Consider the following 16,728-nt stretch of genomic DNA (forward strand, 5'->3'; position numbering starts at 1 on the left):
CGTCTTCTGCTCAAATCATCAAACGGAGCACCATGGTCAGATAATGGCACAGCGAATCATCCAGGCTTGTTGCCATTAGCAGGCTTAGGCAAAGGCAAATATTTCTACCAAGTATCACTCAATGGTAATGCGGCCGGCAAACAAGGTAAAGCGCTCTTGGATCAATTGAAAGCCAACGGTACGCACAGCTATACTGCAACAGTCACAGTTTACGGTGCAACCAAAGATGGCAAGGCTGATTTGAACAATGTGATTGCGACTCGTCAAGTAAAATTGAACTTAAATGGCACAACAACAGCGGACCAAATTAAGAAATCCGTCTTAGAAAACATTAAAGAAAGTACAGATGTTCCAGCGTCCTTCTTACAAAATGCGAACCATCCTGGACCATTTACAGCTGGTGTGAATGAAGTGATTCCGTATGAACTCTTTGGTGGAGATGGCATGTTGACTCGTCTTCTGCTCAAATCATCAAACGGAGCACCCTGGTCAGATAATGGCTCAGCTAAGCATCCAGGTCTATTGCCACTAGCGGGCTTAGGCAAAGGCCAATATTTCTACCAAGTTTCATTGGACGGTAATGCTGCAGGTAAACAAGACAAAGCTCTGTTAGAACAGTTAAAAGCCAATGGAACACATTTGTATAAAGCGACTGTTACAGTGTATGGAGCAACCAAAGATGGCAAAGCGGACTTGAAGAATGTCATTGCGACGAAATCTGTGACGATTAACCTAAAAGGTGAAAAGAAAGCGGACTCTAAAGGACAATCTCAACAAGGTCAAAATGATCAGGTACAAAACCAAGGTAAAAAAGCAGATCATGACGGAAGCAAGCATTCAAATAAAGGTGGCACACCTTCTGCAACAACTTCAAAAGGTAGACAAGCTACAGCAAGCAAAAAATCGCTTCCTAATACAGGTCAAAAATCCTCTCTTGGCTTGACAGTCCTAGGACTTCTTGGATTAAGTGCAGCAGCTATTTTAGCACTTGTTGGCATGAAACGCAGAGAAAAGAAGTAATTCTCGCATTTGTGAGCAATAACGCTTGAATCAAGTATAGAAATAGTGTTATACTTTTTCGTGGTATAACACTATTTTTCACAATAGAGGTAAGAAAATGACGAAGAGAATTTTGTTAGTAGATGATGAAGTAGAGATTACCGAGATTAACAAGCGTTATTTAACACAGGCAGGTTATGAAGTCAATGTGGCGCATGATGGGCAGGAAGCTTTGGAGCTTTTTAAGAAATATCCGACTGATTTGATTGTCACCGACATTATGATGCCCAACATGGACGGGTATGATTTGATTGGCGAAGTGCAGTATCTTGCTCCGGAGCAACCTTTCCTTTTTATCACTGCTAAAACATCTGAACCGGATAAAATTTATTCCCTCAGTATGGGAGCGGATGATTTTATTACCAAACCTTTCAGTCCGCGGGAGTTGGTGTTGCGGGTGCATAATATCTTGCGGCGCATTCACCGCAGTGTGGGAGCAGATGAAAAACTCCAACTAGGGGATTTAGAAATAAATCATGCAACGCGCGAAGTGACAGTGCACGGACAATCGTTGATGATGACCATTAAATCTTTTGAGTTGCTATGGATTTTGGCCAGCAATCCTCAGCGGGTCTTTTCTAAGACAGAATTGTATGAGAAAGTCTGGCAAGAAGATTTTGTAGATGATACAAATACGTTGAATGTTCACATTCATGCCTTGCGGCAGGATTTAGCTAAGTTCAGTACTGAAAAAACGCCCACAATTAAGACCGTCTGGGGCTTAGGGTATAAGATAGAGGTTTAAAATGAAATTAAAACACTTTATTATTGTTGGATACCTCATTTCCACAACGATCACGGTTGTTGCAATCATCTGGTCTGTCAACACCATGCTGATTTCAAAAAGTGATATTTATTTTATTATTGGTATTAGCATTCTAGCTAGTATTACAGGGGCATTGGTTAGCCTTTTGCTGTTGAGCCGCGTTTTCCTCTCTTTGGATAAATTAAAACAGCTCATAAAAGGAATTTCTGACAAGAAGTTTGCAACAGTAAATGATATAAAAAATCCAACTGAATTTAAAGAGCTGGCAGATGCTTTTAATAATATGTCAAGAAACTTGCAAAGTACCTTTACTTCGTTGGAAGAAAGTGAGAAGGAAAAGGGTTTGATGATTGCACAACTATCGCATGATATCAAGACTCCTTTAACTTCCATTCAGGCAAGCGTGGAAGGAATGCTAGACGGTGTGATTGCGGCAGATGAGCAGCAGTATTATCTCAAAACCATCAGTCGGCAGACCGATCGGTTGAATAAGCTGGTCGAGGAGCTAAGTTTTATCACTCTGAATACGATGAATCAGCCAGATGTACCGCTTGAAAAAGAAGAAATTTTCCTTGATAAGCTTTTGATTGATATTATGTCGGAGTTCCAATTGGTGATTGATAAAGAAGACCGAGATATTCAGATTTCGGTGCAGCCAGAATCAGCAAAAATCGTGAGTCATTATGATAAGCTGTCACGGATTATTCTCAATCTGGTCAGCAATGCTTTTAAGTATTCAGAAGCAGGCACTAAGCTTACTATTGATGCGGCGGTTGACAATAAGCGCTTGACTTTAACGGTGGCAGATGAAGGTCAGGGCATTAAGTCAGAGGATTTGGAGAAAATATTTAAACGACTTTATCGGGTAGAATCTTCTCGCAATATGAAAACTGGCGGGCACGGTCTAGGGCTCTATATTGCACGTGAATTGGCACGCCAATTGGGTGGTGATATTTTCGTGCAAAGTGAGTATGGACAAGGTAGCAGTTTTTCACTTGTATTAGATTTATAAAATGAAAGTGAGATAGACTAGAAAAATGAACATTTCGGGTTATCTCATTCTTTATTTTTATTAGTTAGTTTGCAATCTTTGAAAAATCCGATATTTCCTACTGCATGGCATATGCTCCGAAGGATGTCCAAAAAGCGGCGACGTATGTAGTGGATCACTTTGCAGATGCGGTGAAACATTTGGAGAAATTGTTGTATCAAAATATATAAGGGATTAAGAAATTTTTCTTAAGTCTTTTGCGTGCGGTCATTATCCTTAATCAGAAAATTTCTTTGGTTTCATGGTATAATAAGTCTATGGAAAATAAGAATAAATTACTATTGATTGACGGCTCGTCCGTTGCTTTTCGTGCTTTTTTTGCACTGTATAATCAAATTGACCGTTTTAAGAGTCCGTCTGGGCTTCACACTAATGCCATTTACGGCTTTCATCTTATGTTGAATCACTTGATAGAACGTGTACAGCCGACTCATATCTTGGTGGCATTTGATGCGGGGAAGACCACCTTTCGGACAGAGATGTATGCTGATTACAAAGGTGGTCGAGCTAAAACGCCGGAGGAATTTCGTGAGCAGCTTCCTTTTATCCGAGAAATGCTGGATAAGTTAGGTATTCGTTATTACGACTTGGATCAGTATGAAGCTGATGATATTATTGGAACTCTGGATAAAATGGCTGAAAACACGCCTGTACCCTACGATGTGACAATCGTGAGCGGAGACAAGGATCTAATCCAGCTGACCGATGATAATACTATTGTGGAAATTTCTAAAAAAGGTGTGGCTGAGTTTGAGGAATTCACACCAGCCTACCTCATGGAAAAAATGGGAATTACACCCACACAATTTATTGACCTTAAAGCTCTCATGGGGGATTCTTCGGACAATATCCCTGGTGTGACGAAAATCGGTGAGAAAACGGGACTCAAGCTCCTCTTGGAATATGGCTCTCTGGAAGGCATTTATGACAACATTGACCAAATGAAGCAGTCTAAGATGAAGGAAAATCTCATCAATGACAAGGACATTGCTTTCTTATCTAGAACACTTGCCACCATTGACACTCAAGCTCCGATTGAAATCGGTTTAGAAGATATTCTCTATCGAGGATCAGATATTAAACAACTAGGTAGATTCTATGATGAAATGGGCTTTAAACAATTTAAGCAAGCGCTGGAAGCGGAAGTAGAGCCAGAAGAGGCGGCTGACATTGCTTTTGAGGAAGTGACGGAAGTCCGTCCAGAAATGCTCAGTAAAGATGATTTTTTCTACTTTGAAATGTTGGGGGACAATTACCACATAGACGAGATGGTGGGCTTTGCGTGGGGAAATGCACAGCAGATTTATGCCAGTCAGGACATCAACCTCTTGCATCAACCAGCTTTCAAAGAATTTTTGGAAAACACAGCCCTCAAGGTTTATGATTTTAAACGCTCCAAGGTCTTGCTCAGTCGCTTAGGCATTGAGCTTTCGCGACCTGCATTTGATAGCCGTTTAGCTAAGTACCTTCTTTCAACCGTTGATAACAACGAAATCGCAACAATTGCTGGTCTTTATGGCAAGACCAAACTCGCCGAAGATGAGGCGGTTTATGGGAAAGGCGCTAAGCGGGCACTGCCTGAAAAAGCTATTTTATTGAGCCATTTAGCCAGAAAAGTCACAGTTCTCGTTGAAACGGAAAAGCCTATGACAGACTTGCTGCGCCAGCATGACCAGCTTAATCTGCTGTACGAAATGGAGCAACCTTTAGCCTTTGTACTAGCTAAAATGGAAATTGCTGGTATCAAGGTAAAGCGCGAAACATTGCAAACCATGCAGGCTGAAAATGAGGTGCTTCTTACCCAACTAACGCAGGACATCTATGAGCTTGCTGGCGAGGAGTTTAACATTAACTCACCTAAACAGTTGGGGGGCATTCTCTTCGAAAAATTAGGTTTGCCAACGTCTTTTACTAAGAAAACCAAAACGGGCTATTCTACGGCAGTAGATGTATTGGAACGTTTGGCACCAATCGCGCCAATTGTGGAAAAAATTCTGGACTATCGGCAAATTGCTAAGATTCAATCAACCTATGTCACGGGACTACAGGACTGGATTCTAGCAGACGGAAAGATTCACACTCGCTATCTTCAAGATTTGACTCAGACAGGACGCCTATCAAGTGTTGACCCTAATCTGCAAAATATCCCAATCCGCCTAGAGCAAGGTCGCTTGATTCGGAAAGCTTTTGTGCCAGAGTGGGAGAATAGTGTCTTACTTAGCTCTGATTATTCGCAAATTGAGCTGCGGGTTTTGGCGCATATTTCAGGTGATGAGCATCTGATTGAGGCATTCAGACATGGGGCAGATATTCACACTTCAACAGCCATGCGGGTTTTTAATATCGAAAGACCAGAAGATGTGACACCAAATGACCGCCGCAATGCCAAAGCTGTCAACTTTGGTGTTGTTTACGGAATTTCTGACTTTGGACTTGCCAACAATCTGGGGATTAGCCGTAAGGAAGCGAAGTCCTATATTGATACTTATTTTGAGCGCTATCCTGGAATTAAGAATTATATGGAAAATGTGGTACGAGAGGCTCGAGATAAAGGCTATGTAGAAACTCTCTTTCACCGTCGTCGGGAGATCCCGGATATTAATTCTCGTAACTTCAATGTCCGAGGATTTGCAGAACGGACAGCTATCAACTCACCGATTCAAGGATCGGCTGCAGATATTCTCAAAATTGCAATGATTCGACTGGACCAAGCTCTGATAGATGGGAATTTTAAAACCAGAATGTTGCTGCAAGTTCATGATGAAATTGTGCTAGAAGTGCCCGAAAACGAACTGACCGCTATCAAAGCGCTGGTCAAAGACATCATGGAATCTGCCATTGAACTTTCTGTTCCCTTGAAAGCGGACGAAAGTGCGGGTAAGACCTGGTATGAAGCAAAGTAAAAACAAGGTGCTAAGTTCATAAGGACAACGAGAGGTTCTTGTGTCGTTCGGCTTCTTAATGGTTATAACTGTGTTTCGGATTCAAAAGGATCAGCATGACTCACAATACATAAAAATTACGGAGAAAATTTTATGACCTATCATTTCAAAAATCCCAGCGATGGAATTGTCAAACATTATTTAGAAAACAGCAAGGTGATTGCAGTTGTTGGTTTGTCAGATCGCGAAGAGGCAACCAGCCACCGTGTATCCAAGGAGATGCAAGAACGGGGCTATCGGATTATTCCGGTCAATCCGCGAGCAGCCGGCGGTCAGATTTTAGGAGAAACCGTCTATGCCAGTCTCAAGGACATTCCTTTTTCGGTGGATATTGTTGATGTCTACCGTCGCAGTGAGTTTTTGCCAGATGTGGCGCGTGATTTTCTGCAAGTGAATGCTAAGATTTTCTGGGCACAATTGGGCTTGGAAAATGAAGAAGCCGAGCAAATCCTTCGTGCAGTTGGGCACGATGATATTGTCATGAACCGCTGTATCAAGCAGGAGCATACCCGTCTGATTTTAGGAGGGTAAATTCCAACGTTGGTGATATCAGAGGTAATTCTGGTTCAGGAAAAACGAGTCTGGCAAAGAAATTGCAAGAGTATTATGGACGAAGGACACTTGTCATTTCTCAAGATGTCGTTTGCCGTGACATGCTAAAAGAAAAAGTCGGGCCGGACAATTTGTCAATCTCTTTGACGGCAACCATTGCCCGTTATGGCTATGAGCGAGATTTGTTGGTTATCGTTGAAGGATTTTATGAAACAGACATTTACAGGCAAATGCTAGAAGAACTGCGTGACCTCTTTTATCCAAAAGTTCTGTCTTACTATTATGATTTGACTTTTGAAGAAGCGGTTCGCCGCCATCAAACAAGGAGCAAGAAAGTAGATTTCAGTCCAGCTGACATGAAACGTTGGTGGAAAGAATGTGATTTCTTAGGTTGGGAAGTAGCAACTTTTACAGATCAAGATTCGCTGAAAGATGCCTTTCAAGAAATTTCTAAAAAAATCAATTTGTTCTAAAAAATTAAGTTTGGTTTAAGCTAACTTGGTTATACTATATTTATCAAATGAAGACCTCCTAACTTTGTTTGATAGAAATCCTAAACTTTTTCATAATAATCTCCCTAATAAAGTCACCCAATTGGTGGCTTTTTTGTGTAGAGTTTATGATACTGCGCGTTAGTTGAGTGATTGTGCGAGATAAAAATAGAATGAACTTAAAAGACCTGAACAACTGTCCAAGTCTTTGTGAGGTTAATTTTATTTTTCAGAGTTAGAAAAATTAAGAAAAAATCGGAATTTGTTCTTTTTCCTTTCTGACAGCTTCATAGAAAAGAGTCTGAGCTGTATAAACGTAGGGATAAACATAAATAGAAGCAATTCCAAAAGTAAGGGCACTTAGCAAGTACCAACCGATAAAGGTTAAATCAAGAACAAATCTCTTTCCCTTGTAACCTTTCATCATCTGACGACTCGCACGGATTACTTTAAAGGCGCCATCGTAGCTATTGTTTTCCAAGCTGTCAAAGAGGATAAATTCCACTTGAGAATAGGCATAGTACTGAGGGAGTGCAATCAGAACGCCTATAATCATCAAGAGAAAACCGATAAGAATATAGAGCAATAAAGTTCCAATAGTTGTTTGAAGCGCAACGTTTTGTGAGATATCTTGAGAATTGGGGAGGAGTTTAATGATACTAAAACTAGCAAGAATCATCATGCCGCTCCCAATCCAGACGAAAATATTCCACAGAAATAGCAATACGCGTTTGAGCAAAAGCGTCATGAAAACAGGACCGATTATTTTACTGTCAAAAGTCCGAATGGAATCTGAAAAATGCACCTCTTGTCGTTTTCCACGAATGACTTCCAGTAAGGTCCAAAAGGCAGCAGTTAAAAAGAAAGATACGATAAAACTAATCGCTACTGGGAACAATGAGCGATTGATCCCGTGGACAACCGTATTTTGGATGCCATATTGTAAGATATTATTGGACAAGGTGTCTGAAGAATAATTGTAAACAACGGAAACAATCGCAGTCACAATTGGCACTAAAAAGAGTGCGTAGATTCCCTTGGTTTGGCGTTGGATACGACGAGCTTCTGCTCGCAATTCACTTAAGTTCATATTTGCCTCCTATATTGAAAAATATTATACCATATTCTTCTAAGAGAAAGAAAAGTTTTTATCTACTTTATCTTTCTTCCTTTTTTTGATAAAATCATACAGGATGTTGTGAGTCAAATGAATTCACACACTGTAAAATGAAGGTCTGGGACTGTTTTTCCCAGTATCGGAGGTAAAAATGTCAGATTCACCGATTCAATATCGTTTGATTAAAAAAGAGAAGCATACAGGTGCTCGTTTGGGAGAAATTATCACGCCGCATGGCACTTTTCCAACTCCCATGTTTATGCCGGTTGGAACCCAGGCGACCGTCAAGACCCAGTCGCCAGAAGAACTCAAAGAAATGGGTTCAGGGATTATTTTATCCAATACCTACCATCTCTGGTTGCGGCCGGGTGATGAGCTGATTGCGCGTGCTGGTGGACTTCATAAATTTATGAACTGGGATCAGGCTATTCTGACAGACAGCGGTGGTTTTCAAGTTTATTCCTTGGCAGACAGCCGTAACATCACCGAAGAAGGGGTGACCTTCAAGAATCACCTGAACGGCGCAAAAATGTTTCTCTCCCCAGAAAAGGCCATTTCTATTCAAAACAATCTAGGCAGTGACATCATGATGTCCTTTGATGAATGCCCGCAGTTCTATCAACCGTACGATTATGTCAAGAAATCCATTGAGCGGACCAGCCGCTGGGCAGAGCGTGGACTCAAAGCGCATCGCCGTCCGCATGACCAGGGTCTCTTTGGGATTGTGCAGGGTGCTGGTTTTGAAGATTTGCGCCGCCAGTCAGCCCATGATTTGGTTAGTATGGATTTTCCAGGATATTCTATTGGTGGTTTAGCTGTAGGTGAATCTCATGAAGAGATGAATGCCGTATTGGACTTTACAACTCCGATGCTGCCTGAAAACAAGCCTCGCTATCTCATGGGAGTTGGAGCGCCAGACAGTCTGATTGACGGGGTAATACGTGGTGTGGATATGTTTGACTGCGTGCTACCAACACGAATTGCCAGAAATGGTACCTGCATGACCAGTGAGGGGCGTTTGGTCGTGAAAAATGCTCAATTTGCAGAGGATTTCACACCGCTCGATCATAACTGTGATTGCTACACCTGCAAAAACTATACGCGCGCTTATCTTCGTCATTTGCTCAAAGCTGATGAAACCTTTGGACTCCGCCTAACCAGCTATCATAATCTCTATTTCCTCATCAATCTGATGAAAAATGTCCGCCAAGCTATTCTAGATGACAATTTGCTTGAATTTCGTGAAGATTTCATCGAGCGCTATGGTTACAATCATTCAAAGAGGAATTTCTAGATGAATCACGGTGAGAAGTCGTTAGTAGAAGTAGTCAAGAATTATTTGCTGGATGGGAAAAAACATACTCTTGCGATTTACGGACACGGTGCTTCTGGAAAATCTACTTTTGCCAAACGTTTAGTAGAAAGTCTGGGGCGAGAGCGAGTTAATCTGCTTGTGGCTGATCTTTATATAATAGACGGGGAATATCGTGACTTGCTGGCGGTTAAAGAATTTCCTGAGCAAAAAGTGACAGCCTGTCTTCCAGTGGCTCATGAATTGAAGAGCTTGGAACGTGATATAAGAGCTTTGCAATCTGGCTGCGATATAGTGACGATTGACCAGCCTTGGGCACCAAGTCAGCGACTTTCAGCGGAAAAACCAATTCTAATTGTGGAAGGCATGTCAGTTGCTTTTCTGCCGAAAGAGCTGTTTGATTTGTCTATTTGTTTTTACACCGATGCAGCAACGGAATTAGAGCGTCGCTTATCTCGTGATGTAGCAGTACGCAATCGGCAGCCTGAGTGGATTGAGAGAACGCACCAAGCACGTCGTGAGCAATACGAGCGTTATTATAGACCTTATCAAGACCTTGCAGATATATTGGTCTGTCAATCGGGGAATACTTTTAAGGTTAAAAATCTCTATTTTAAAAAATAAAGTTACGTTAAGCTAGTTTTAAGGTTGAAAAGTTATTCTATATTTATCCTAAAACTTTTCTTTTTCATAATCTCCCAAATGCCACTACATCATGTTAGTGGTGTTTTTGTTTGGGAAATGTTCTTTGCGATTGATTGGTTTAGTGTTACAATTAGAACAAATAATCAAAGAGATAAAAATGAAATTAAATTCACTCGATTTTAAAATCGTTGTCTCAGTTATGTTTTGTATTGTAAGTGCCTGGCTCATTCCTTTTTTAGGTATTTTACCAGCTTCTTTTTCGGCTTTGCTGTGTGTACAGGAAGAGGGTCTGACCAGCAAAAAGAGTGGATATCATCGGATTTTAGCAACTTTGATAGGTGGTCTAGCGGCTGTTCTTCTGATTTACTGTTATCATTTCATCCCAAGTAAGATAACGTTATTCTGTCTGTTAATGTTAGCTATTCTTGGAACTCTATATGTTAGCAAATCAGTTGTCTTACCTCCTTTCTTAGCGAGAATTGCAGTTTTAACATTATTGATTGTTGCGATTATGGGAAAAGGAGACTTGCTTTACGCAGCAAATAGACTGTTATCCACTATCTACGGAGCGATTGTTGCTTGGGGTATATAGTACCAATAAAGCAAGACAAAAAATAATATTCAATACTCATTATTTAGAAAACATGAACCAGAGAAATTAGCAAGTTTTCTCTGTTTTTTTAACTATTCGCTGAGCTAAATTCGTTTTTTGTCTTGCGAAGTCTCTTTTTGTCAAAAAAATCTCAAAAAAATTCTCAAATCCCTTGCAATCATTGAATCTTTGTGTTATTCTATTATGGTGCTGTGAAAAACAGTCTGTAGCTTTGATACAAGAGGTTGCGACACGCTCGGTTGCATTGCCACGCAATGGCGTCTCGGTTTTCTTGTGGAGCTAGCCTATTATCTTAAATAGACGAAAAGGAGAAAAAGATGGCAAACAAAAAAATCCGTATCCGTTTGAAAGCATACGAACATCGTACACTTGATACAGCGGCTGCAAAAATCGTAGAAACTGCTACTCGTACAGGTGCAGAAGTTGCAGGACCAATCCCACTTCCGACTGAACGTAGCCTCTACACAATCATTCGCGCGACTCACAAATACAAAGATTCTCGCGAACAATTTGAAATGCGTACACACAAACGTTTGATTGATATCATCAACCCAACTCAAAAAACAGTTGATGCTTTGATGAAGTTGGATCTTCCAAGTGGTGTGAACGTAGAAATCAAACTATAATCAGATGCAAGGTAAAAGTATTCGGGCTTAACTGAATACGGGCTAAGAGCTCTGCAAAAAAGATGAACTTCCTAGTGTTCGTCGAACACTGCGTCAGTTTCCTATTTTTGCCAGACTCTCTTAACGCCCTTAATATCTTAATCTTGAGCATAAAAAACGCTCGTTAAAAACTTTTTGAAAAAATATAGAAAAGGAAACATTTTCTCATGACAAAAGGAATCTTAGGGAAAAAAGTGGGAATGACTCAAATCTTCACTGAAGCTGGCGAATTGATCCCTGTAACTGTTGTTGAAGCAACACCAAACGTGGTTCTTCAAGTAAAGACAGTTGAAACAGATGGTTATAACGCTGTTCAAGTCGGTTTTGACGACCTTCGTGATGTATTGAGCAACAAACCTGCTAAAGGACATGTAGCGAAAGCTAACACGGCTCCTAAGCGCTTCATTCGTGAATTCAAAAACATTGAAGGCTTAGAGGTCGGTGCAGAAATCACAGTGGATACATTCGAAGCTGGCGATGTTGTTGATGTAACAGGAACTTCAAAAGGTAAAGGTTTCCAAGGTGTTATCAAACGCCACGGTCAATCACGTGGTCCAATGGCTCACGGTTCTCGTTATCACCGTCGTCCTGGTTCTATGGGACCAGTTGCGCCTAACCGTGTTTTCAAAAACAAACACTTGGCAGGACGCATGGGTGGCAACCGTGTAACGATTCAAAACCTTGAAATCGCACAAGTTGTTCCAGAGAAAAACGTTATCCTCATCAAAGGTAACGTGCCTGGTGCTAAGAAATCTCTTATCACTATCAAGTCAGCAGTTAAAGCTGGTAAATAATAAAGAAAGGGGAAATCAGTCACAATGGCAAACGTAAAATTATTTGACCAAACTGGTAAAGAAGCTGGTGAAGTAGTTCTTAACGATGCAGTATTTGGTATTGAGCCAAATGAATCAGTTGTCTTTGACGTTGTTATCAGTCAACGTGCAAGCCTTCGTCAAGGAACTCACGCTGTTAAAAACCGCTCTGCAGTATCAGGTGGCGGACGCAAACCATGGCGTCAAAAAGGAACTGGACGTGCGCGTCAAGGTTCTATTCGCTCTCCACAATGGCGTGGTGGTGGTACCGTATTTGGTCCAACTCCTCGTTCATACGCCTACAAACTTCCACAAAAAGTTCGTAGATTGGCACTTAAATCAGTTTATTCTGAAAAAGTTGCTGAGGACAAATTCGTAGCTGTAGACAGCCTTTCATTTACAGCTCCAAAGACTGCTGAGTTTGCAAAAGTACTTGCTGCGCTTAGCCTTGATACAAAAGTACTTGTAATTCTCGAAGAAGGAAACGAATTTGCTGCACTTTCAGCTCGTAACCTTCCAAATGTGAAAGTTGCAACAGCAACAACTGCAAGTGTTCTTGATATCGTAAATAGCGACAAACTTCTTGTTACTAAAGAAGCTATCTCTACAATCGAGGAGGTTCTTGCATAATGAATTTGTATGACGTAATCAAAAAGCCTATCATCACAGAAAGCACAATGGCTCTTCTTGAAGAAGGCAAATACGTATTTGAAGTGGACACTCGTGCTCATAAACTTTTGATCAAACAAGCGGTTGAAGCTGCTTTTGACGGAGTGAAAGTTGCAAATGTGAACACAATCAATGTAAAACCAAAAGCAAAACGTGTAGGGCGTTATACTGGCTTTACAAACAAAACTAAAAAAGCTATCATCACTCTTACAGCTGATTCTAAAGCAATCGAGTTGTTCGGTGCTGAAGCAGAATAATCTAAGGAGGAAATATCGTGGGAATCAGAGTTTATAAACCAACTACAAATGGTCGCCGTAATATGACTTCTTTGGATTTCGCTGAAATCACAACGAGCACTCCAGAAAAAACTTTGCTTGTTTCTTTGAACAACAAAGCTGGTCGTAACAACAACGGTCGTATCACGGTTCGTCACCAAGGTGGTGGACACAAACGCCATTACCGTTTGATTGACTTCAAACGTAACAAAGACGGTGTTGAAGCAGTTGTTAAAACAATTGAATACGATCCAAATCGTTCGGCAAACATCGCTCTTGTACATTACACTGACGGTGTGAAAGCTTACATCATCGCTCCTAAAGGTCTTGAAGTTGGTCAACGCATCGTTTCTGGACCAGAAGCGGATATTAAAGTCGGAAATGCTCTTCCACTTGCTAATATCCCAGTTGGTACATTGATTCATAATATTGAATTGAAACCAGGACATGGTGGTGAATTGGTACGTGCTGCTGGAGCTTCTGCCCAAGTATTGGGACAAGAAGGTAAATATGTTCTTGTTCGTTTGCAATCAGGCGAAGTTCGCATGATTCTTGGAACTTGCCGTGCAACTGTCGGTGTTGTTGGAAATGAACAACATGGATTGGTTAACCTTGGTAAGGCTGGACGCAGCCGCTGGAAAGGCATCCGCCCAACAGTCCGCGGTTCTGTAATGAACCCGAACGATCACCCACACGGTGGTGGTGAAGGTAAAGCACCAGTTGGTCGTAAAGCACCATCTACTCCATGGGGCAAACCTGCTCTTGGACTTAAAACTCGTAACAAGAAAGCGAAATCCGACAAACTTATTATTCGTCGTCGCAACGAGAAATAGGCGGCTGAGCAGAAGTTTGGCGGTTTAGCTACCAAACTTCGTTGCGAAACCTTGGCAAAGTTGATTAGATGTGTAGCAAGGCTTGTAGCTATAGCTAACTAGCAATCAACCACTGCCCCTCGTGAGTTGTTACATACTTATAATTAACGAGCTAACTCGCAAAATTCCGCCAGCTCGGTAGCGCTGATTGTCAGTGCAAGCCGTTGTGGTACATATTTTAAAGGAGAAAACATAAAAATGGGACGCAGTCTTAAAAAAGGACCTTTCGTCGATGAGCATTTGATGAAAAAAGTTGAAGCTCAAGCTAATGACGAAAAGAAAAAAGTCATCAAAACTTGGTCACGTCGTTCAACGATTTTCCCAAGTTTCATCGGATATACAATTGCAGTTTATGATGGACGTAAACATGTTCCTGTTTACATCCAAGAAGACATGGTAGGACACAAACTTGGTGAATTTGCACCAACTCGTACTTACAAAGGTCACGCTGCTGACGACAAGAAGACACGTAGATAAGAGAGGAGAAAAACATGGCAGAAATTACTTCAGCTAAAGCAATGGCTCGTACAGTGCGCGTTTCACCTCGTAAATCTCGTCTAGTTCTTGACAATATCCGCGGGAAAGACGTCGCTGACGCAATCGCAATCTTGAAATTCACTCCAAACAAAGCTGCTGGCATTATCGAAAAAGTGTTGAACTCAGCAATCGCTAATGCAGAAAACAACTTTGGTTTGGAAAAAGCAAACTTGGTAGTATCTGAAGCTTACGCAAACGAAGGGCCAACAATGAAACGTTTCCGTCCACGCGCAAAAGGTTCAGCTTCACCAATCAACAAACGCACTAGCCACATCACAGTGGTCGTTGCAGAAAAATAAGGAGGTAAAATCGTGGGTCAAAAAGTACATCCAATAGGTATGCGTGTCGGTATCATCCGTGACTGGGATGCCAAATGGTATGCTGAAAAAGAATACGCGGATTACCTTCATGAAGATCTTGCAATCCGTAAATTCGTTCAAAAAGAATTAGCTGACGCAGCTGTTTCAACTATTGAAATCGAACGCGCAGTAAATAAAGTAAACGTTTCTCTTCACACTGCTAAACCAGGTATGGTTATCGGTAAAGGTGGAGCAAACGTTGATGCACTTCGTGCAAAACTTAACAAATTGACTGGTAAACAAGTCCACATCAACATCATTGAAATCAAATCACCAGATTTGGATGCTCATCTTGTTGGTGAAGGAATTGCTCGCCAATTAGAACAACGTGTTGCTTTCCGTCGTGCTCAAAAACAAGCAATTCAACGTACCATGCGTGCGGGAGCTAAAGGAATTAAAACTCAAGTATCTGGCCGCTTGAACGGTGCTGATATTGCTCGTAGTGAAGGGTATTCTGAAGGAACTGTTCCGCTTCATACGCTTCGTGCAGATATTGATTACGCTTGGGAAGAAGCAGATACTACTTACGGTAAACTTGGTGTTAAAGTCTGGATTTACCGCGGAGAAGTTCTTCCAGCTCGTAAAAACACTAAAGGAGGTAAATAACCAATGTTAGTACCTAAACGTGTTAAACACCGTCGCGAATTTCGTGGTAAAATGCGCGGTGAAGCTAAAGGTGGTAAGGAAGTGGCATTTGGAGAATATGGTCTTCAAGCAACTACTAGCCATTGGATCACAAACCGCCAAATCGAAGCTGCTCGTATCGCTATGACGCGTTACATGAAACGTGGTGGTAAGGTTTGGATTAAAATCTTCCCACACAAATCATACACTGCCAAAGCTATCGGGGTTCGTATGGGATCTGGGAAAGGTGCTCCAGAAGGTTGGGTTGCACCAGTTAAACGTGGTAAAGTGATGTTTGAAATCGGTGGTGTGCCTGAGGAAGTTGCTCGCGAAGCGCTTCGTCTTGCAAGCCACAAATTACCGGTTAAAACAAAATTCGTAAAACGTGAAGCAGAATAAGGAGAAGGCATGAAACTTAATGAAGTAAAAGAATTTGTTAAAGAACTTCGTGGTCTTTCTCAAGAAGAACTCGCGAAGCGTGAAAGAGAATTGAAGAAAGAATTGTTTGAACTTCGTTTCCAAGCAGCAACAGGTCAATTAGAACAAACTGCACGCTTGAAAGAAGTGAAAAAGCAAATCGCTCGTATCAAAACTGTTCAATCAGAAATGAAATAATAGACTTGGGAAAGGAGAAATTCTAAAATGGAACGTAATCAACGTAAAACGCTTGTTGGACGCGTCGTTTCTGACAAGATGGATAAAACAATCACAGTTGTAGTTGAAACAAAACGTAACCACCCAGTCTATGGTAAGCGTATTAACTACTCTAAAAAATACAAAGCGCATGATGAAAATAACATCGCTAAAGAAGGCGATATTGTTCGTATCATGGAAACTCGTCCGCTTTCAGCTACAAAACGCTTCCGTCTTGTAGAAGTTGTAGAAGAAGCAGTTATTATCTAATCAAACCAGAAAGGAGAAAACTTAAATGATTCAAACAGAAACTCGTTTGAAAGTTGCTGACAACAGCGGTGCCCGCGAAATCTTGACAATCAAAGTTCTTGGTGGTTCAAAGCGTAAATTCGCTAGCATTGGCGATGTCATCGTTGCATCTGTAAAACAAGCTACTCCTGGTGGTGCGGTTAAAAAAGGTGACGTTGTAAAAGCGGTTATCGTTCGTACTAAATCAGGTGCTCGTCGCAAAGATGGTTCATACATCAAATTTGACGAAAATGCTGCAGTGATTATCCGTGATGATAAAACACCTCGCGGGACACGTATCTTTGGTCCAGTAGCACGCGAATTGCGTGAAGGTGGATTTATGAAGATCGTCTCACTTGCTCCAGAAGTACTTTAATCAAAAACAAACTAAGTCCCCTATCTTTGATAGATAGGGTGCCCATCAGGGCGTAAGAAATCAAAGGAGA

General features: G+C 41.3%; 22 protein-coding genes. 21 read left to right on the forward strand and 1 reads right to left on the reverse strand.

Features of this window, described 5'->3' with window-relative positions; all coding sequences use genetic code 11:
• From HMPREF2634_RS10170 to HMPREF2634_RS03995, 6 genes are all read left to right on the forward strand, one after another.
• The coding region (locus tag HMPREF2634_RS10170; protein WP_257362111.1) for an SSURE domain-containing protein at positions 1-1,020 on the forward strand (1,020 nt) is incomplete at its 5' end.
• A 97-nt stretch (positions 1,021-1,117) separates the two neighbouring features.
• Entirely contained in the window at positions 1,118-1,804 is a 687-nt protein-coding gene (locus tag HMPREF2634_RS03975) for a response regulator transcription factor (RefSeq protein WP_021002177.1), read from the forward strand.
• Between the two features lies 1 nt (position 1,805).
• A complete protein-coding gene (locus tag HMPREF2634_RS03980) occupies positions 1,806-2,837 on the forward strand; it encodes a sensor histidine kinase (protein WP_003040501.1) in 1,032 nt (343 codons plus the stop codon).
• A 296-nt stretch (positions 2,838-3,133) separates the two neighbouring features.
• The gene (polA, locus tag HMPREF2634_RS03985; RefSeq protein WP_057489832.1) at positions 3,134-5,779 is read left to right on the forward strand and encodes a DNA polymerase I; all 2,646 of its coding nucleotides are present in this window, start codon (positions 3,134-3,136) and stop codon (positions 5,777-5,779) included.
• A gap of 132 nt (positions 5,780-5,911) precedes the next feature.
• On the forward strand, positions 5,912-6,349 hold the full coding sequence (locus tag HMPREF2634_RS03990; protein ID WP_021002175.1) for a CoA-binding protein: 438 nt from the start codon (positions 5,912-5,914) through the stop codon (positions 6,347-6,349).
• A gap of 17 nt (positions 6,350-6,366) precedes the next feature.
• Entirely contained in the window at positions 6,367-6,843 is a 477-nt protein-coding gene (locus HMPREF2634_RS03995) for a kinase (protein ID WP_041784063.1), read from the forward strand.
• Between the two features lie 262 nt (positions 6,844-7,105).
• Here HMPREF2634_RS03995 and HMPREF2634_RS04000 read toward each other — a convergent pair whose 3' ends face one another.
• On the reverse strand, positions 7,106-7,951 hold the full coding sequence (locus HMPREF2634_RS04000; RefSeq protein WP_003026565.1) for a DUF975 family protein: 846 nt from the start codon (positions 7,949-7,951) through the stop codon (positions 7,106-7,108).
• Between the two features lie 178 nt (positions 7,952-8,129).
• Between HMPREF2634_RS04000 and tgt the strand changes: the two genes are divergently transcribed.
• From tgt to rplN, 15 genes are all read left to right on the forward strand, one after another.
• Positions 8,130-9,272 carry a tRNA guanosine(34) transglycosylase Tgt gene (gene tgt / locus HMPREF2634_RS04005; RefSeq protein WP_003026563.1) on the forward strand — a complete coding sequence of 381 codons (1,143 nt, stop codon included), beginning with the start codon at positions 8,130-8,132 and terminating at the stop codon, positions 9,270-9,272.
• Positions 9,273-9,914: a uridine kinase family protein gene (locus HMPREF2634_RS04010; RefSeq protein WP_003026561.1), complete on the forward strand. Its 642-nt coding sequence runs from the start codon at positions 9,273-9,275 to the stop codon at positions 9,912-9,914. It abuts the gene before it with no gap.
• 178 nt (positions 9,915-10,092) lie between these two features.
• Entirely contained in the window at positions 10,093-10,527 is a 435-nt protein-coding gene (locus HMPREF2634_RS04015; RefSeq protein WP_037590408.1) for an FUSC family protein, read from the forward strand.
• A 338-nt stretch (positions 10,528-10,865) separates the two neighbouring features.
• The gene (rpsJ, locus tag HMPREF2634_RS04020; protein ID WP_002894478.1) at positions 10,866-11,174 is read left to right on the forward strand and encodes a 30S ribosomal protein S10; all 309 of its coding nucleotides are present in this window, start codon (positions 10,866-10,868) and stop codon (positions 11,172-11,174) included.
• Positions 11,175-11,380: 206 nt separating this feature from the next.
• Entirely contained in the window at positions 11,381-12,007 is a 627-nt protein-coding gene (rplC, locus tag HMPREF2634_RS04025) for a 50S ribosomal protein L3 (RefSeq protein ID WP_003026558.1), read from the forward strand.
• Positions 12,008-12,031: 24 nt separating this feature from the next.
• The gene (rplD, locus tag HMPREF2634_RS04030; RefSeq protein ID WP_003026556.1) at positions 12,032-12,655 is read left to right on the forward strand and encodes a 50S ribosomal protein L4; all 624 of its coding nucleotides are present in this window, start codon (positions 12,032-12,034) and stop codon (positions 12,653-12,655) included.
• Positions 12,655-12,951, forward strand: a complete 297-nt coding sequence (locus HMPREF2634_RS04035) for a 50S ribosomal protein L23 (RefSeq protein WP_003026555.1) — start codon at positions 12,655-12,657, stop codon at positions 12,949-12,951. Before rplD ends, HMPREF2634_RS04035 begins: the two co-directional genes overlap by 1 nt.
• A gap of 17 nt (positions 12,952-12,968) precedes the next feature.
• Positions 12,969-13,802 carry a 50S ribosomal protein L2 gene (gene rplB / locus HMPREF2634_RS04040; RefSeq protein ID WP_003026553.1) on the forward strand — a complete coding sequence of 278 codons (834 nt, stop codon included), beginning with the start codon at positions 12,969-12,971 and terminating at the stop codon, positions 13,800-13,802.
• A 237-nt stretch (positions 13,803-14,039) separates the two neighbouring features.
• Complete coding sequence (gene rpsS / locus HMPREF2634_RS04045) at positions 14,040-14,318, forward strand: 30S ribosomal protein S19 (RefSeq protein WP_000533765.1); 279 nt, start codon at positions 14,040-14,042, stop codon at positions 14,316-14,318.
• A 14-nt stretch (positions 14,319-14,332) separates the two neighbouring features.
• The gene (gene rplV / locus HMPREF2634_RS04050; RefSeq protein ID WP_003026550.1) at positions 14,333-14,677 is read left to right on the forward strand and encodes a 50S ribosomal protein L22; all 345 of its coding nucleotides are present in this window, start codon (positions 14,333-14,335) and stop codon (positions 14,675-14,677) included.
• 12 nt (positions 14,678-14,689) lie between these two features.
• Positions 14,690-15,343 carry a 30S ribosomal protein S3 gene (gene rpsC, locus HMPREF2634_RS04055; RefSeq protein WP_021002172.1) on the forward strand — a complete coding sequence of 218 codons (654 nt, stop codon included), beginning with the start codon at positions 14,690-14,692 and terminating at the stop codon, positions 15,341-15,343.
• Between the two features lie 3 nt (positions 15,344-15,346).
• Positions 15,347-15,760 carry a 50S ribosomal protein L16 gene (rplP, locus tag HMPREF2634_RS04060; protein ID WP_003026547.1) on the forward strand — a complete coding sequence of 138 codons (414 nt, stop codon included), beginning with the start codon at positions 15,347-15,349 and terminating at the stop codon, positions 15,758-15,760.
• 9 nt (positions 15,761-15,769) lie between these two features.
• The gene (gene rpmC / locus HMPREF2634_RS04065; RefSeq protein WP_003026544.1) at positions 15,770-15,976 is read left to right on the forward strand and encodes a 50S ribosomal protein L29; all 207 of its coding nucleotides are present in this window, start codon (positions 15,770-15,772) and stop codon (positions 15,974-15,976) included.
• A 27-nt stretch (positions 15,977-16,003) separates the two neighbouring features.
• Positions 16,004-16,264, forward strand: a complete 261-nt coding sequence (gene rpsQ / locus HMPREF2634_RS04070) for a 30S ribosomal protein S17 (RefSeq protein ID WP_003026542.1) — start codon at positions 16,004-16,006, stop codon at positions 16,262-16,264.
• Positions 16,265-16,289: 25 nt separating this feature from the next.
• The gene (rplN, locus tag HMPREF2634_RS04075; RefSeq protein WP_003026541.1) at positions 16,290-16,658 is read left to right on the forward strand and encodes a 50S ribosomal protein L14; all 369 of its coding nucleotides are present in this window, start codon (positions 16,290-16,292) and stop codon (positions 16,656-16,658) included.
• Positions 16,659-16,728: the final 70 nt, after the last annotated feature.

Origin of the sequence: Streptococcus sp. HMSC034B03 (genome assembly GCF_001838575.1) — a bacterium.
Classification (GTDB): Bacteria; Bacillota; Bacilli; order Lactobacillales; family Streptococcaceae; genus Streptococcus; species Streptococcus anginosus.

Coding starts and splice junctions, on each gene's coding strand:
- HMPREF2634_RS03975 (WP_021002177.1), top strand. CDS start 1,118: ATGACGAAGAGAATTTTGTTAGTAGATGATGAAGTAGAGATTACCGAG.
- HMPREF2634_RS03980 (WP_003040501.1), top strand. CDS start 1,806: ATGAAATTAAAACACTTTATTATTGTTGGATACCTCATTTCCACAACG.
- polA (WP_057489832.1), top strand. CDS start 3,134: ATGGAAAATAAGAATAAATTACTATTGATTGACGGCTCGTCCGTTGCT.
- HMPREF2634_RS03990 (WP_021002175.1), top strand. CDS start 5,912: ATGACCTATCATTTCAAAAATCCCAGCGATGGAATTGTCAAACATTAT.
- HMPREF2634_RS04000 (WP_003026565.1), bottom strand. CDS start 7,951: ATGAACTTAAGTGAATTGCGAGCAGAAGCTCGTCGTATCCAACGCCAA.
- tgt (WP_003026563.1), top strand. CDS start 8,130: ATGTCAGATTCACCGATTCAATATCGTTTGATTAAAAAAGAGAAGCAT.
- HMPREF2634_RS04010 (WP_003026561.1), top strand. CDS start 9,273: ATGAATCACGGTGAGAAGTCGTTAGTAGAAGTAGTCAAGAATTATTTG.
- HMPREF2634_RS04015 (WP_037590408.1), top strand. CDS start 10,093: ATGAAATTAAATTCACTCGATTTTAAAATCGTTGTCTCAGTTATGTTT.
- rpsJ (WP_002894478.1), top strand. CDS start 10,866: ATGGCAAACAAAAAAATCCGTATCCGTTTGAAAGCATACGAACATCGT.
- rplC (WP_003026558.1), top strand. CDS start 11,381: ATGACAAAAGGAATCTTAGGGAAAAAAGTGGGAATGACTCAAATCTTC.
- rplD (WP_003026556.1), top strand. CDS start 12,032: ATGGCAAACGTAAAATTATTTGACCAAACTGGTAAAGAAGCTGGTGAA.
- HMPREF2634_RS04035 (WP_003026555.1), top strand. CDS start 12,655: ATGAATTTGTATGACGTAATCAAAAAGCCTATCATCACAGAAAGCACA.
- rpsS (WP_000533765.1), top strand. CDS start 14,040: ATGGGACGCAGTCTTAAAAAAGGACCTTTCGTCGATGAGCATTTGATG.
- rplV (WP_003026550.1), top strand. CDS start 14,333: ATGGCAGAAATTACTTCAGCTAAAGCAATGGCTCGTACAGTGCGCGTT.
- rplP (WP_003026547.1), top strand. CDS start 15,347: ATGTTAGTACCTAAACGTGTTAAACACCGTCGCGAATTTCGTGGTAAA.
- rpmC (WP_003026544.1), top strand. CDS start 15,770: ATGAAACTTAATGAAGTAAAAGAATTTGTTAAAGAACTTCGTGGTCTT.
- rpsQ (WP_003026542.1), top strand. CDS start 16,004: ATGGAACGTAATCAACGTAAAACGCTTGTTGGACGCGTCGTTTCTGAC.
- rplN (WP_003026541.1), top strand. CDS start 16,290: ATGATTCAAACAGAAACTCGTTTGAAAGTTGCTGACAACAGCGGTGCC.